At 35.6% G+C, this 13,913-nt stretch carries 14 protein-coding genes; 9 read left to right on the top strand and 5 right to left on the bottom strand.

Going from position 1 to position 13,913, the window contains the following annotated elements; translation table 11 throughout:
• Window positions 1-22: 22 nt before the first annotated feature.
• The 4 genes from CYAN10605_RS13445 (at window position 23) to CYAN10605_RS13425 (ending at window position 6,390) form a co-directional block, all read left to right on the top strand.
• Window positions 23-775, top strand: coding sequence for an OB-fold-containig protein (locus tag CYAN10605_RS13445; RefSeq protein WP_015220498.1), 753 nt, complete (start codon window positions 23-25; stop codon window positions 773-775).
• A gap of 64 nt (window positions 776-839) precedes the next feature.
• Window positions 840-2,939 (top strand): flotillin family protein, encoded by a 2,100-nt coding sequence (locus CYAN10605_RS13440; RefSeq protein WP_015220497.1) that lies wholly within the window; start codon window positions 840-842, stop codon window positions 2,937-2,939.
• A 350-nt stretch (window positions 2,940-3,289) separates the two neighbouring features.
• Entirely contained in the window at window positions 3,290-3,598 is a 309-nt protein-coding gene (locus CYAN10605_RS13430; protein ID WP_015220496.1) for a hypothetical protein, read from the top strand.
• Between the two features lie 287 nt (window positions 3,599-3,885).
• Entirely contained in the window at window positions 3,886-6,390 is a 2,505-nt protein-coding gene (locus CYAN10605_RS13425) for an ATP-binding cassette domain-containing protein (RefSeq protein WP_015220495.1), read from the top strand.
• Between the two features lie 201 nt (window positions 6,391-6,591).
• Here CYAN10605_RS13425 and petA read toward each other — a convergent pair whose 3' ends face one another.
• The 4 genes from petA to CYAN10605_RS13405 all read right to left on the bottom strand — a co-directional run bounded on the left by petA (window position 6,592) and on the right by CYAN10605_RS13405 (window position 8,956).
• Window positions 6,592-7,557 (bottom strand): cytochrome f, encoded by a 966-nt coding sequence (gene petA, locus CYAN10605_RS13420; RefSeq protein ID WP_015220494.1) that lies wholly within the window; start codon window positions 7,555-7,557, stop codon window positions 6,592-6,594.
• 55 nt (window positions 7,558-7,612) lie between these two features.
• Window positions 7,613-8,152, bottom strand: coding sequence for a cytochrome b6-f complex iron-sulfur subunit (petC, locus tag CYAN10605_RS13415; RefSeq protein ID WP_015220493.1), 540 nt, complete (start codon window positions 8,150-8,152; stop codon window positions 7,613-7,615).
• 181 nt (window positions 8,153-8,333) lie between these two features.
• Complete coding sequence (locus CYAN10605_RS13410) at window positions 8,334-8,753, bottom strand: putative toxin-antitoxin system toxin component, PIN family (RefSeq protein ID WP_015220492.1); 420 nt, start codon at window positions 8,751-8,753, stop codon at window positions 8,334-8,336.
• Window positions 8,735-8,956: an AbrB/MazE/SpoVT family DNA-binding domain-containing protein gene (locus tag CYAN10605_RS13405; RefSeq protein WP_015220491.1), complete on the bottom strand. Its 222-nt coding sequence runs from the start codon at window positions 8,954-8,956 to the stop codon at window positions 8,735-8,737. The genes CYAN10605_RS13410 and CYAN10605_RS13405 overlap by 19 nt, the downstream gene beginning before the upstream one ends.
• Before the next feature lie 182 nt (window positions 8,957-9,138).
• Here CYAN10605_RS13405 and CYAN10605_RS19030 point away from each other — a divergent pair, with 182 nt between their 5' ends.
• From CYAN10605_RS19030 to CYAN10605_RS13380, 5 genes are all read left to right on the top strand, one after another.
• Window positions 9,139-9,900 carry a DUF8820 family protein gene (locus CYAN10605_RS19030; protein ID WP_015220490.1) on the top strand — a complete coding sequence of 254 codons (762 nt, stop codon included), beginning with the start codon at window positions 9,139-9,141 and terminating at the stop codon, window positions 9,898-9,900.
• 24 nt (window positions 9,901-9,924) lie between these two features.
• Window positions 9,925-10,512 carry a hypothetical protein gene (locus CYAN10605_RS13395; protein ID WP_015220489.1) on the top strand — a complete coding sequence of 196 codons (588 nt, stop codon included), beginning with the start codon at window positions 9,925-9,927 and terminating at the stop codon, window positions 10,510-10,512.
• Window positions 10,513-10,542: 30 nt separating this feature from the next.
• Window positions 10,543-10,857 carry a DUF3067 family protein gene (locus CYAN10605_RS13390; protein ID WP_015220488.1) on the top strand — a complete coding sequence of 105 codons (315 nt, stop codon included), beginning with the start codon at window positions 10,543-10,545 and terminating at the stop codon, window positions 10,855-10,857.
• 165 nt (window positions 10,858-11,022) lie between these two features.
• Window positions 11,023-12,393 (top strand): MFS transporter, encoded by a 1,371-nt coding sequence (locus CYAN10605_RS13385; protein WP_015220487.1) that lies wholly within the window; start codon window positions 11,023-11,025, stop codon window positions 12,391-12,393.
• 90 nt (window positions 12,394-12,483) lie between these two features.
• Window positions 12,484-12,915, top strand: a complete 432-nt coding sequence (locus tag CYAN10605_RS13380) for a DUF4168 domain-containing protein (protein WP_015220486.1) — start codon at window positions 12,484-12,486, stop codon at window positions 12,913-12,915.
• A gap of 64 nt (window positions 12,916-12,979) precedes the next feature.
• On the opposite strand, the gene CYAN10605_RS13375 is transcribed toward CYAN10605_RS13380, so the two are convergent.
• On the bottom strand, window positions 12,980-13,768 hold the full coding sequence (locus CYAN10605_RS13375; RefSeq protein ID WP_015220485.1) for a creatininase family protein: 789 nt from the start codon (window positions 13,766-13,768) through the stop codon (window positions 12,980-12,982).
• Between the last annotated feature and the right edge of the window lie 145 nt (window positions 13,769-13,913).

Genomic DNA, 13,913 nt, shown 5'->3' with positions numbered 1-13,913 from the left:
TGATTGCTATTTCTTCAGAAAAATGCTATTCGACATTGCTAATTTAACTTACTGGATTTTTCTCGGTATCGGGGTTTTGCTATTTCTCTTTGTGATTATTTCTGGAGGTGGTGAAGATCAAGATTTAGATACTGATGTAAATTTTGATAGCGACATAGATGTTGATACTGATGTGGACTTTGATGCTGATGTCGATGGGGATGTTGATGGAGATATTGATCATAATCTCAAAACGGATTTAGATGAAGGAGTTGAGGCAACTATCTTTTCTTTTCTCTCTTGGTTTGGTTTGGGTAAATGCCCTTTGATGATTTTATTAGCGATCGATTTTTCTACGTGGGGGGTCACAGGATGGTTTTTAAATGTGTTGGTGGGTGGGCTTCTTAATGCTATTCCCACTGGTTTTATTGGTTTCTTGATCTTTTTTCTCTCTTTTTGTTTTAGTGTGTGGGTGGGTAGGGTGTTGTCTGTCCCTATTGGTAAAATTTTTGCTAATGCTGGAGAAAATGTGGAGGGCGATCGCCTTGTTGGTTGTAGTGGAGAGGTAACTTCGTCTAAAGTTCCCTATATTGTCGAAGGAAGAATCGCTCAAGCGGACATTTTAGACTCTGCTAGTAATCTGGTAACAGTGGAAATTTGTTTACCTGAATGGGCGCAAGTTATACCTTCAAAAGGTCAAGAAGTGCTAATTATCGAGAAAAGACAACATTGTTTTTTGGCTATAGCTAAAGACAGTTCCGATCAAGATAAATGGTTTAATTCAATTAAAAATTAAGAATTAAAAATTAAGAATGAACCATTAATAATGTAAAAAACTAATATAAAAAAGGAGTAAAAAAATGAGATATTGGTTAGAATTAATCCAACAAATACCTGTTAAAAATATTGATTTCGATTTAGAAAACAACCGAAAATTAGAATCTAATTTAACTAATAATATTGTCGAAATTCCCAGTGCTAATTATCCTACTACTATGGCTCAATTAACAGTGGGAAATATAACTTTTTTTGGCGGAATTATCGGAGTTTTAGTTATTCTTGGATTAGTGGCTATTTGGGGCTATACAAGGGTTTATGTGGTAACTCCTAACAACGAGGCTTTTGTTCGTAACGGTGGTATTTTTGCGAAAGAAAAAAAGGTAATTTTAAACGGTGGTTGCATCGTTATTCCGGGTATTCATCAATTAACCCGTGTGCCTTTGAGAGAAATTTCTATCGATGTGGTAAGACAGGGCAATTTAGCGGTGCGCACTAGGGATTATTTACGGGCAAATATGCGAGTAACTTTTTATGTCTGTGTTAGTGCCGATAAAGATGCGGTTTTAACTGCGGCTCAAAGGTTATCTAAACAGGGTAAAATTTCCCCTGAAGATATAAAAGATGCTTTAGAAAAACGTGCTGATGATGCCATTAGGGCGGCGGCGAAAAAGAAAAGTATTGCGGAAATTGATTCGGATAAATTAGGTTTTGCGGAGGAAGTTTTAAATTTAATTCAACAAGATTTAAGAAAGGTTGGTTTAACTTTAAATAATATTGCTATTTCCGAAATTGAAGAAAGCGATACCTATGATGAAAATAACTTTTTTGATGCCCAAGGAGTGCGATTACGTACCGAAACAATCCAAAAATCCATTAAGCAAAAATTGGATGTGGAATTGGAAACCCAACGGGAAAAAAGAGAGTTAGAATTAAATACTCAGGTAGCTATTGAGCAACAGGAATTACAAGCAGAAAAGCAATCCTTAAATATTAAAAAGGAAAAAGAAGAAGCTAAATTAACCCAAATGAAGGAAATTGAATTTCTCAAAGCCCAACGGGAAAGGGAAGTTCAAGAATCAAAAGATCAAGAACAGGCTAAAGTCGAACGTAATAAAATTTTACAGCAACAAGCCATCGAAGAAGAAGATATTAGAAAAAAATTAGCTGTACAACAAAAACAATATGAGGCTAATATTGCCTTAGAAGAAAGTAATAAACAGTTAAGAGTTGCCCAAACCTCACAGGCACAAGAAGCGGAAGTGGCAGAAATTGAGCGTCAACAAACCGTAGAAGCATCGAGATTAAGAGCCCAAATTGCGATCGCAGAAGCAGAGCAAGATTCAAAAATAGCACAACAACAGGCATCCATTGCCATTGCTAATAAAGAGAAAGAAAGATTTGCCGCCGAAGCCCAAAAAGCTCAAGCAGAAGAAGGGGTTAAAACCGCAAGAGAGGTAGAAAATGCGGAAAGACAGAAAAAACTATCTTTGATTGTGGCAGAGAGAGAAGCAGAAGAAAAACGTATTACCGATCAAAATGTAGTAGAAATTGATGTCTTCCGTCGTCGTCGTCAAGCAGAAATTGCCCGTCAAGCCGCAGAATTAGAAGCTGAATCTATCCGCACCCTAGCAGATGCTCAAAAATATAAAGCCATTGCTGAAGCAGAAGGAAGATTGGCGATTATCCAAGCAGAGAATGCCCTCAGCGATGCTAACCGCACTGCAGATTTACTCAAACAAATGATGCCTTTATTAATGCCCCAATTACCCGAAATAGTGAAATCTCTTGCACCGCAACCCGGAGTTTTAGGAGATGCCCGAATATATGCTTTTCCCGGCATAAGTGGTAATAGTGCCAATGGTAACGGTAACGGCAATGATATTAATAAATTATTGCTTTCCACTAGCGGTTTATCCTTGATTAATACTCTATTAGATGAGGGAAAATTAGGTAACTTAGTGGCACAACTAAAGGGCTTACTGCACTCAGATTCTAGTAGTAACAACTCTAATAATCCCTCAGAGGTAAAAATAAGTAAAAATATTGATAGTACTTCTACTATAGAATCCCAATCTTTAACGTCTGATTATAATGAAGAAACAGAGGATAGTTACTCTGGTGAAAATCTTGTTGACGAAGATGGGGATTTAGATTTCTCTCCTTGGGCAGAGAATAATTAGTATGCCCTGAGTTAGGAGTTCAGGTTAGTGTTAATTCAACACTTTTGCCCTCCCCCCTCTCGAAGGGGGATAAAGGGCAGGGCTGTTTCAAAGTAAAAAATTAGGTTAACTAAGATTAAGTAAGAGTAAGAGATACAAGGATTTTTTTCTATTAGTTAAAACTTTATGAACAAAAATCCCCCCATCTCCCTCTCCCCCTATCTCCCGCTCTTTTTTCTTTCTCGAAAATGAAACAGCCCTGGGGATAAAGGGGGGTTTGCCTCTTGCCTCTTGCCCGTTGCCTACCAAACACCAATAATTCATATACTCAAAGTAATAGAGCCATATTAATTAATCAATAAGGAAAAATTATGAACTCAAATCAACAACCTCAATGGAAAAAAAAATTAGAAGAAATAGAAGCTGAAATTTCTAACTCTAGTCAAAATCCCCTCAACGCCATTAATTCTGAAAAGTCTAAAAATATATTTATGCAGGTGAAAAATTGGTTTATTTCTCTTCCTGCTGTTGGAAAAGTAATCGTTGGTTTATTCGGGTTTGCCGTGACAATTTCTTTATTAAAAGCTGTTTTTTCTCTTGTTCAATTAGCTATTAGTTTAGCATTTTTAAGTGTTATTGTTTACTTTGTTTATCAATTTTTTATTAAATCTAAAGCCTAAAATAATGTAGTTTTTTGATAATATTAATTATCACTCAGTTCACAAATTCACAGAAATGTATTTTAGTTGATTTTCTTGTTTTCAATTTTTTTATGATTAATCACCAGTTTGAGAAAAGTTTGGGAAATTAATTTTTATCAGCAAGGAAATTAAACTCTTGGCTCTGTTACTTCTTGTTGTGTAAATTATTAATTTAGGTAGCAGAGATACTGTCAAAGTTCAACAATTTTCATCTCCGTAAAACCTGTCTAAATTTGATATTTTTATGCTGAACTGGGGTTGATTTTATGACGGAAGATAATCATGATTCAATAGTAATCAATACAGATAATCCTTATATTATTTGTAGCAATCATGGGCAAAAATTACCGCCCATGGAATTAGTTAAAGATCAATATTTATTAGGTAGAGATCCTAATTTTGTTGATTTTGTCGTACCTAATGAATGGTTAGTTTTCAGTCGTATTCAGGCAACTTTTGTTTTCATTGAAAATCATTATCACATATTTGATGGCGATCGCACTTCTCCTAGTAGTAATAAGCTATACATCAATAATCATTTAATCACCTCTGACGAGGGTTATATTTTGAGACACGGGGATGTAATCAGAATTGGCAATAATGTTAATGCAATCGCAACTATTGAATTTTATGACCCAACAAGGGTTACAGCATTACCAAGTATGCCCGAAGGTACAATTTTAATTAATGAAAGTTTAGTACAATCTAGTACAGTAATGTTTGACCCGAATACTCCCCCTGAAAAAATTGCGGTGGTAGGGGACAAATGTTCGGCAGATGTGATCAATTTAGCTAGTAAAAAGGAAATTACTATTGGGCGGGATAAAAGTTGTGATGTGGTGTTGAATGCCCCAACGGTGTCTCGTAAGCACGTAACAATTGACTATGTCACCGAGGGCAAATGTATTGTTTCTAATTATAGTCCTAACGGCATTTTTGTAGATGGTTTTCCCATTAAAGGACGAATTACCATTAATTCAGGTACGGTAATTAAAATCGTACCTTATACTTTTGTTTTTGACAAAGATAAATTATTAGTTGCGGACACAGGAGAAAATATCCGTTTAGATGCTCAAAATATTAGCCTTATTGTTACGAATAAAAAGAAAGAAAAAATAATTTTATTAAACAACTTATCTATGCCCATTGAACCAAAACAATTAGTTGCCTTAGTTGGAGGTAGTGGAGCAGGAAAATCAACTTTTTTAAGAACCTTGTTAGGCATTCAAAACACCACTTCAGGAAAAGTCTATTTAAACGGAGAAGATTTAGCAGAAAATTTTAATTTATATCGTCATCAAATTGGCTATGTACCTCAAACAGACATTATTCACAAAGACTTAAAAGTAGAAGAAGTTTTGCGTTTTACTGCTAAATTAAGATTACCGCCTGACATTGATATAGATACTATTATTGAAAAAACTTTAGCGGATATTGAGATGTTAGAAAAACGGGATGTTTTAGTCAAAAATTTGAGCGGAGGACAATTAAAAAGAGTATCCATAGGGGTAGAATTATTAGTTAATCCTAAGTTATTTTTTCTCGATGAACCTACCTCTGGATTAGACCCGGGCTTGGATAAAAAAATCATGCAATTATTGCGTAAATTAGCAGATCAAGGAAGAACAATTATTCTTGTTACCCATGCCACTAATAATATCAAATTGTGCGATCGCATTGCTTTTTTAGGGCAGGGAGGCAACCTTTGCTTTTTTGGTAGCTATGAAGAAGCTAAAAATTTTTTTGATTTAGAAAATAAAGATTTTGCCGATGTTTATCTTGAATTAGACAATAAAACTGCGGTTACTCAAACCGCCGAAAAATATCAACATTCTACCTACCAACGTCACAACATTGAAAATAAACTTCTAACAACTAATCCCGTTGATAAAAAGAAGGAAAAATCTAAGCCCATAAAAGGGAACTTTTTTCGGCAATTACTGGTTTTATCTCAAAGATACCTCGAATTGGTAAAGCGCGATCGCATCAACTTGATCATATCTCTCTTAACTGCACCCATTGGCATTATGTTGATCAACTTAGCCGCAAGAGAACGAGAACCCTTTATCATAGGAACAGAAAATGATCCTTCCATTGCACCCTTTGCTCAAACTGTCGTTTTTGTTTTTACTTGTGCCGCCCTATGGGTAGGATTAGCAGGATCACTACAAGAAGTAGTCAAAGAAAAAGATATTTATCAAAGAGAAAGACTAGTAAACCTCAACCTTCGTGCCTATCTCGGCTCAAAACTATTAATTATTGGTGCATTAGCCATCGTACAAACCCTGTTTATGGTGAGTATCGCCCTTCCCTCCTTTGCCTCTCCTGAACCAGAAATAATATCTTGGTGGGCAGGATTTGCCATTACTAGCTTTCTCACTCTTCTTAGTGCCTCCTGTTTGGGATTAATGGTTTCAGCTATGGTGACAAATATTACTCAAGCAAATAGCGCCTTACCAATTCTTTTGTTACCACAAATTATTTTTTCTGGGGTGTTGTTTGAAATTAAAGGCATAATTCAATATATTTCATGGTTAATGATTAGTCGTTGGTCTGTGGGTGCTTATGGTTCATTAGTGGATATTAATGGCTTAATTCCTGAACCGACTATCTTACCCGATGGTACAACAATGCCTTTACCATTTGAAGAAAAATATATCTATCAACCCGACTGGGATAATTTAAGTGCAAATTGGCAAATGTTATTAATTCACGCTTGTTTTTATCTTTTAATTACTTATTTTCTACAGAGAAATAAAGATATTCTTTGAGTAACAGGCAAAGGGCAAACCCCCCTTTATCCCGCCTCGAGAGGGGGGAGGGCAAAGGAGAAGAATTAAAAATTAAGAATTAAGAATTAAAAACTCCGAACCCCTAATACCCATCACTACTTTTTCATCAACCACTAATTTATCGACAAAAAAAGAGGGTATAAAACCCTCACGATCAAATAAATTTGAAAATCGGATTAATTAGAAGTATAAACCCGCTTCTTGTACTTTTTCGATTTGTTTTTTCTTCAATACTAGAAGAATTTGAGCAAGCATAATACCTGCAATGAAGACTAATAACCATTTGATGCGATCGGGGCTTTGTAAGACAACTTCGGTATCTTTTTGACCAAAACCACCAACGTTAGGATCATTTGTTAAAGCCTCGCCTACAGCAACTTCTTGTCCTTCAGTGACGATTAATTCGGGTCCTACTGGTATTTCAACAGAATAGTCGGTTTCTCCGTCATTGATAGTGACAGTGTAGCCACCAGCTTCAGCTTCGGTAATATTAGTAATTGCACCAGCAACAGTGGATTTGAAAACGTTATTATTGCTGAGTTGACCTGTAGGATAAACTTGACCTCTACCTCTGTTTGCTCCTAAATGTACGGAATATTTACCATAGTGAATGTTAGGATCATTTTTAGGATCAGGAGATAATACAGGGAAAACAATTTCTTCGTATTGATCACCGGGTAAAGGTCCAACGATAATCCAGTTATCTTGTCCTTCTTTATAGGTTTGGAAATAAGCACCGTTTACTTTTTCCTTCATTTCTTCAGGAATACGGTCTTCAGGGGCAATCTGGAAACCGTCGGGTAACATTAACACTGCACCCACGTTTAAACCACCTTTGCTTCCATCTCCTAATACTTGTTGTTGAGAGTGGTCATAAGGAATTTTTACCACTGCTTCAAAAACGGTATCGGGTAAAACCGCTTGGGGTATTTCCACCTCCGCAGGTTTTGCGGCTAAGTGACAGTTAGCACAGACAATACGTCCAGTCGCTTCTCTGGGGGTTTCAGGGGCAGTTTCTTGCGCCCAGAAAGGGTAAGCATTAGCGGCTTGAGGTAAACCTAGATTGCTGAATAATAATACGCTTAAAGAGGCGATCGCCACTAAGCAAATTCGACTAATTTGACGAAAAAAAGAATTATCTCTCATTGATATTTACAATTTGTTAAAACTTAGCTAAATAAAAACTAATAGGGGAAATTTTTTAACTCCACCAAGGTTCTTCACCAGTGCGGAAATCAGTTTCTTCCCAATTACTTAAATAAACTTTATCATCGTTAACATCAGCATGAACAAGGGCTAAAGATAAAGGTGCAGGACCTCTTACCACTTTTCCTTCATTGTTGTACTGAGAACCATGACAAGGACAAATAAATTTATTTTCAGACGCATTCCAAGGTACAACACAACCAAGGTGAGTACAAACGGCATTTAAACCATAGGAAGCAATTTGTTTATCTTCGGTGACAATTAAATAAGTGGGATCACCCTTCAAACCTTGAGCTAAAGTGCGATCGCCCGCTTGATGAGAAGCCAAAAACTCACTAGCTACTACATCATTTCCTAACTTATCTTTTGCGGCAATACCAGCACCAGTACCACCTGCGGATTTAGGGATAAAATAGCTAACAACAGGATATAAAGCACCAGCCGCCACACCAGTAATAGTACCGAAAGTCAGTAAATTCATAAACTGACGGCGCCCCATATCGGGTACATCAGCATTTCCAGAAATTTGTGTCATAGGTAAACTAAATTATTTGATTGTATAAGGTGGTTATGGTTTTACAATTAGCGAATAACCCTTATGTTAAACAAGGCTAATAAAAGTCATTATCTAATTATTACAAAAAATGAACGTTTTGCAGAACCAATCCTTAATCTTCAATGGTTTTTTTATTTTTGTTGACATTTTTTTTGAAAGCCTATAGTAAAGTAAAAAGTTTGTCTGTTGTAATTATTGGACAACAGAAATCACCATCCAAAGATAACAAATCCTTATCCCCCGCCACTAAATAATCAGCCTTACCAAGTTTAGCCAACAATAAAAAAGGTTCATCAAAACTATCTCGACATGGGGGGATAATAGGCAACTTAGAAGGTATCCTTACAGTTTCACCATAGGGTATATAATCAGCCAACAAATCCTCTTGTTCGGAAGGAGTTAAATTAAACTTAGGATAAGCTAAAACTCGGATTAATTCTGTTACCGTCACCTTAGAAATCAGAGGAATTAATAAATTAGTCTGCCAAGCATACCGCAAAGAAGCCACCTTTCCTCCAAATACCAATGCAGACAAAACCAAATTAGTATCAATGACAACCCTTAACCCTTTCTTGCCCATGCTACTGCCTCAGTAATATCGTCCTCACTAATTTTTAATTGTGCTAACTTTGCTCTTACGGCATCAGCCTTTTGAATTTTCACGGGAGTTAATACTATTTGCCCATCTTCGAGCTTGACATCGAAATATTCTACATCCCCCACTTCCTTCGTTATACTCTTTGGTAAAGTAAGCTGATTTTTACTGGTTAATTTAGCCAACATTATTCATACTCCTAGATTGTTATAGATAACCTTAATTATAACAAGCAAGGAAGTAAGAAATCCTTGCTTAAGGTCAAACAATCGCCTTTGATTTTTACTCGAACTCTCAAGATGATAACTTTTTTCACAAAATGGGTATATTAAATCTAAGTAAAAATACGGAAGAATGAGGTCTAATTATAATGACATCATCCACATTTACCCACACAGGAGTTATCCGCCAAGGGGATGTATTAATTATTCCTTTGAAAAAACTATCTGTTAAAGAATCAGTAAAATTACCTAATCTCACTCTAGCCAAAGGAGAAGTTACGGGGCATTCTCATCGTATCAGCGATGGTAAAGCAGAATTATACGAACGTAGTGGAATTTTATTTTTAAGGGTACTTTCTCCTACTGCTAAACTTCAACACGAAGAACATCACGCTCTCAATATCCCTAAAGGCGATTGGATGGTGCGTATTCAAAGGGAATATCGCCCTATTCCTCCTCTGGATGATAGTAGCAACGTTACTTTGAGTTCTAAAACTACTTTATCTCAAAAGAATACTTTAATTGATTCTCCTGATCATCCTACAGAACAAAAAGAAGAACCATTGAAAGATGATTTAATAGATTTAGCGAATAAAGTTGATTTTAAATACTGGAATAAATTAGTAGAAGATGCTGAAAAAAGAAAAGAATATTTAGAGAAAATACAAACCAATAAAAAGAAATTTAATGATGAGTATGCTGATAAAATAGAGGAAGAAAAACCAAAAATAAGAAAACATAAAATTAGATATTTAGAAGCAAAAAGAGAGTCATTAAATGATTATTTAACTCCTTATACCCCTGTAAAAAATGTTTCTCTTTCTCACACTCAACCTAGTAATTGGTTAGATAATCTCATTAATCATGTAATGAATTCACAACGAAAAAATTGGACTGATGTCGCAGATTAGAATTGAAAAATGAGGTGAATTATTATGGCTTGGTTTGATTTTCAAACTACTATCTACGAATTAAATCCTTCTAAGCAAATTACCGCAGAAGACGTTAATAATAAGCTAATTTCTTTAGAAGAAAAATGGCAACAAGAAGCGTTATCAACTAAGTCAATTAATTTCCCTCTTTTACGGTCTAGTTTGACTAGAATTTATCAAGATTTAGGTTATGATTTACCTCAATTTATTTATTTTAGCAGTCCTTGCCAACTAGGACAATATGTTTGCCAATCTGTCATTAATTCCTTTTCTCAAGAGGATTTACAATTATTAACCTGTAAGATACTATTTCATCTACAAGGCAAAGAAAAAGGATTATTAAGGGAAATTACAAAAGAAATAATAATAGTCTTTCATCACTATTTTGATTTATGGTTCGGGGCTAATTTTAAGGGAAAATTTAAAAGTAATTTTGAGACCAATAAAAATTTAAAAATAGCAGATATTGATCTAAATTTAAAAGTTGCCATTGAAAAGAGGCGATCGCACCTAGGGAAGCGATACGTTGGATTAACTGGGGAATCGATCCAGATGATATTATTATGGCTAGTTAGTATCAAAGATATTTAGAAACTATCTTAAAAAAAATTAGAGAAAATCATGACAGGGCAAGAATTACAACAACTAATTATAAATAAATGGGGTTACTCTTACGATGCCCAAGTAGTGAGAATTAAGGACAAAATTTATTTTCAGGTAATGTGGAAATATTTAGAACAAGCCTCCTTTCATTACACCCAAGCCGAATACATGGCGAATTTAGAACAAATAGCCCAGTATCTTACCAGTTGGGGGGTGGTGTCTCAGGTAATAGAAGGAATCACAGACACGAAAAGTAAGCCTCGCTTAGGAAAGGCAGTGAGTATTTCTTTAAATTTAGGGGAAAGGGCTTCTGAATGGATTTTGGATAATTAATTAACTTTGCACATTTACTCACAATATTAGGTTGAGGAAGGTTTCGGGCTTCAGGTTTCAGACAAAAATAAATTCGATGATCAAATAAAAAAAGTCCTTGTTTAATAAGATTTATAATAATTTAAGATCCATTCCTTAGTAATTGAATATTAATAGTAAACTCTAATGCCAGTATTTGAAACGGACACCGAAGAAAAATCAGAGCCAGTATCAGCCAACTCATCCCTCGCTAATCCTTCTCCCACCCATCATAAAGCCAATAACGGAATAATGAGTGTTTTAAGGAATATTAGTTTTCTTATTCTCTGGCTAGGACAAATTTTTTCTCAATTGGCGGATAAGATTTATTTAGTTTTAATGATCGCCTTAATTAGTGCTAACTTTCAGACTCAAGGAGAAAGTATCAGTTCATGGGTATCATTAATTATGATAGCTTTTACTATACCTGCAATTTTATTTGGTTCTTTGGCTGGAGTTTATGTTGATCGATGGTCGAAAAAAAGTGTTTTAGTTGTCTCTAATCTCGGTAGAGGTATATTGGTTTTAATCTTGCCTTTTTGCTTGTTAATTAATAAACAGGAAATGGGCTTTTTTTCTTTACCTTGGTCATTTTGGTTACTTTTATTAGTTACTTTCTCCGTCTCCACATTAACTCAATTTTTTGCCCCAGCCGAACAAGCAACAATTCCTTTAATCGTCAGAAAAAAAGACTTATTGGCAGCAAATTCTCTATATACCACAACTATGATGGCTATGTTAATCATTGGTTTTGCAGTTGGTGAGCCTTTATTAGAAATAACCTATAACTGGGGTGAGAATTTTTCTTTTGCTTATGGAAAAGAGTTGCTAGTAGGAGGATGTTATCTTTTGGCGGGAATTGTATTGATGACAATGCGCAGTCGGGAAAAGGATAAGGATAGACAGCAACAAGAAAATCATCCTTGGGAAGATATAAAAGATGGTTTACGATACTTGCAAAAAAATCATCGAGTGCGCAATGCTTTATTTCAATTAGTTATTTTATTTTCTATTTTTGCGGCTTTGGCAGTGTTAGCGGTGCGTTTAGCGGAAACTATACCCGGAATGGAGGCTGATCAATTTGGCTATTTATTGGCCGCAACGGGCATTGGCATTGCTATTGGTGCAGTATTTGTCACTCATCAGGGTAAAATGATTCCTCATGCTCGACTTAGTTTTTGGGGTTCAATGGGTATGGGAGCGGCATTGAGTGGCTTGTCTGTGGCTACTAACAATTTGATTTTGGCTTTACTAATGACGGTTATTTTGGGTATTTTTGCGGCTTTGGTGGGTGTACCGATGCAAACGACTATTCAAGCAGAAACCCCTTCTGATATGCGTGGGAAGGTTTTTGGTTTGCAAAATAATGCGGTTAATATTGCTTTGTCTTTACCTTTAGCTTTAGCCGGAATTGCGGAAACTTATTTTGGCTTAAGGATTGTTTTGATGATTCTTGCCTCTTTAGCTGTTTCGGGTATGGCTTTAACTTCTTTAATTACTGGTAAATCGGGGAACTAATTGGGTATGGATTGCTTCATACTAAGTAATAGATATTTTTATTTTTATTGTTACTCAACTATGTTATTTCATCAAAGTAATAGGAAATTTATGAAAGTCGGCTCTCAATTTTTTTTAGTTTGTGGTTTGGCTGTTTTTGGTGTTAGTTTGGGGATTGTTCCTGAGTACAATCAGGGTTCAATTTCTATTGAATCTAAAGCTATGGCGCAAAATGTTTCTGATGAAGATTTAAAAAAATATGCCCAAGCTGCGATCGAAATTGAGAATTTACGCAAAACTACTTATAGTAATATAGAAGGAATTGTTGGTAAATCTATGGGGCAAATGAGTTGTAACCAGCGACAAAGTTTCAGTCAACTTCCTGATAATGCCCGTAACATGGCGATCGAATATTGTGATCAGTCAGAAACTATTGTCAAAAATCATGGCTTAAGTGTTAATCGTTTTAATCAAATAACTCAGCAAGTCAAACAAAATCCCAGTTTAAAACAACGTTTGCAATCTATTATTGGACAAATGTAGTTTAGGAGTTATTAATTATTCACTCCAACACTACTTACCCTTGCCCCTTGCCCTTTCTTGATTGCTAAAAATTATAAACATCTTCAATAACCCTTACCCACCCCTGTGCTAAAGAAGCTAAAATGCGATCGCCTTTTTCCTTTGTAGCGGAGGTTGCATCCCCCATCACACCACTATCGCTTAACTCTTTTGTTAACCAAGCAAAGGGTAATTTTCCCTCCATTGACAATAAACTGTTGGGTGCAAGATTACGAGGGTATTCTTTGACCGCTAAATCCATTTTTACTTGTTGGGGCAGTAAAGCTAACATTAAACTGGTTTCAGCATCCCCAGCGTGAATTCCCCATTCTTGCTCTTCTTCCGTTAGCAGTTCGTTTGTGATGTTTGGAACTCTCCAAGTAAAAAAAGGAAAAACATCTAAATCGGGAAATTTTTGATGTAAATCACGGGCGACTATTTCCATAACTTGGGGTTGTCCGCCGTGAGAGTTCATTAAGACTATTTTTCTAAATCCAGCTTTGTAAATGCTTTCTGCCATTTCTAGGATTAAAGTGTATAGAGTTTGAGAACTAATCGTAATAGTTCCAGCAAATCCATCGTGTTCATTAGATTTACCATAATAAAGAGTAGGTAAAGCAAAAGCAGGAATTTTGTCGGATAGTAACGCCAACGCTTTCCCCAAAACTCCCTCACTAATTGCCGAATCTACTACTAAAGGTAAATGATAACCGTGTTGCTCGATCGCACCTATGGGTTGAATAATTACTGTGTTTTCCTTATTGGACATTTTCTCAATTTCTTGCCATGTTAAATAGGCGAAAAAACGATGAGGAGGTATAAAACCATGAATCATTTTCAAAAAAAATATTTTATTTTTCAGCTTTGTTACCAAGATAACACTACATAATCACTTTTTTCGAGATAGAATAAAGACCTAAATAAGGATCATTAAAGGGATTAATTTCGGGATAAAAAAAGTGGCATTATCAAATCAACTC

This window comes from Cyanobacterium aponinum PCC 10605, assembly GCF_000317675.1.
Classification (GTDB): Bacteria; Cyanobacteriota; Cyanobacteriia; order Cyanobacteriales; family Cyanobacteriaceae; genus PCC-10605.
Note: the sequence above shows the minus strand (reverse complement) of the source record. Positions and strands in the feature narration are given on the sequence as shown.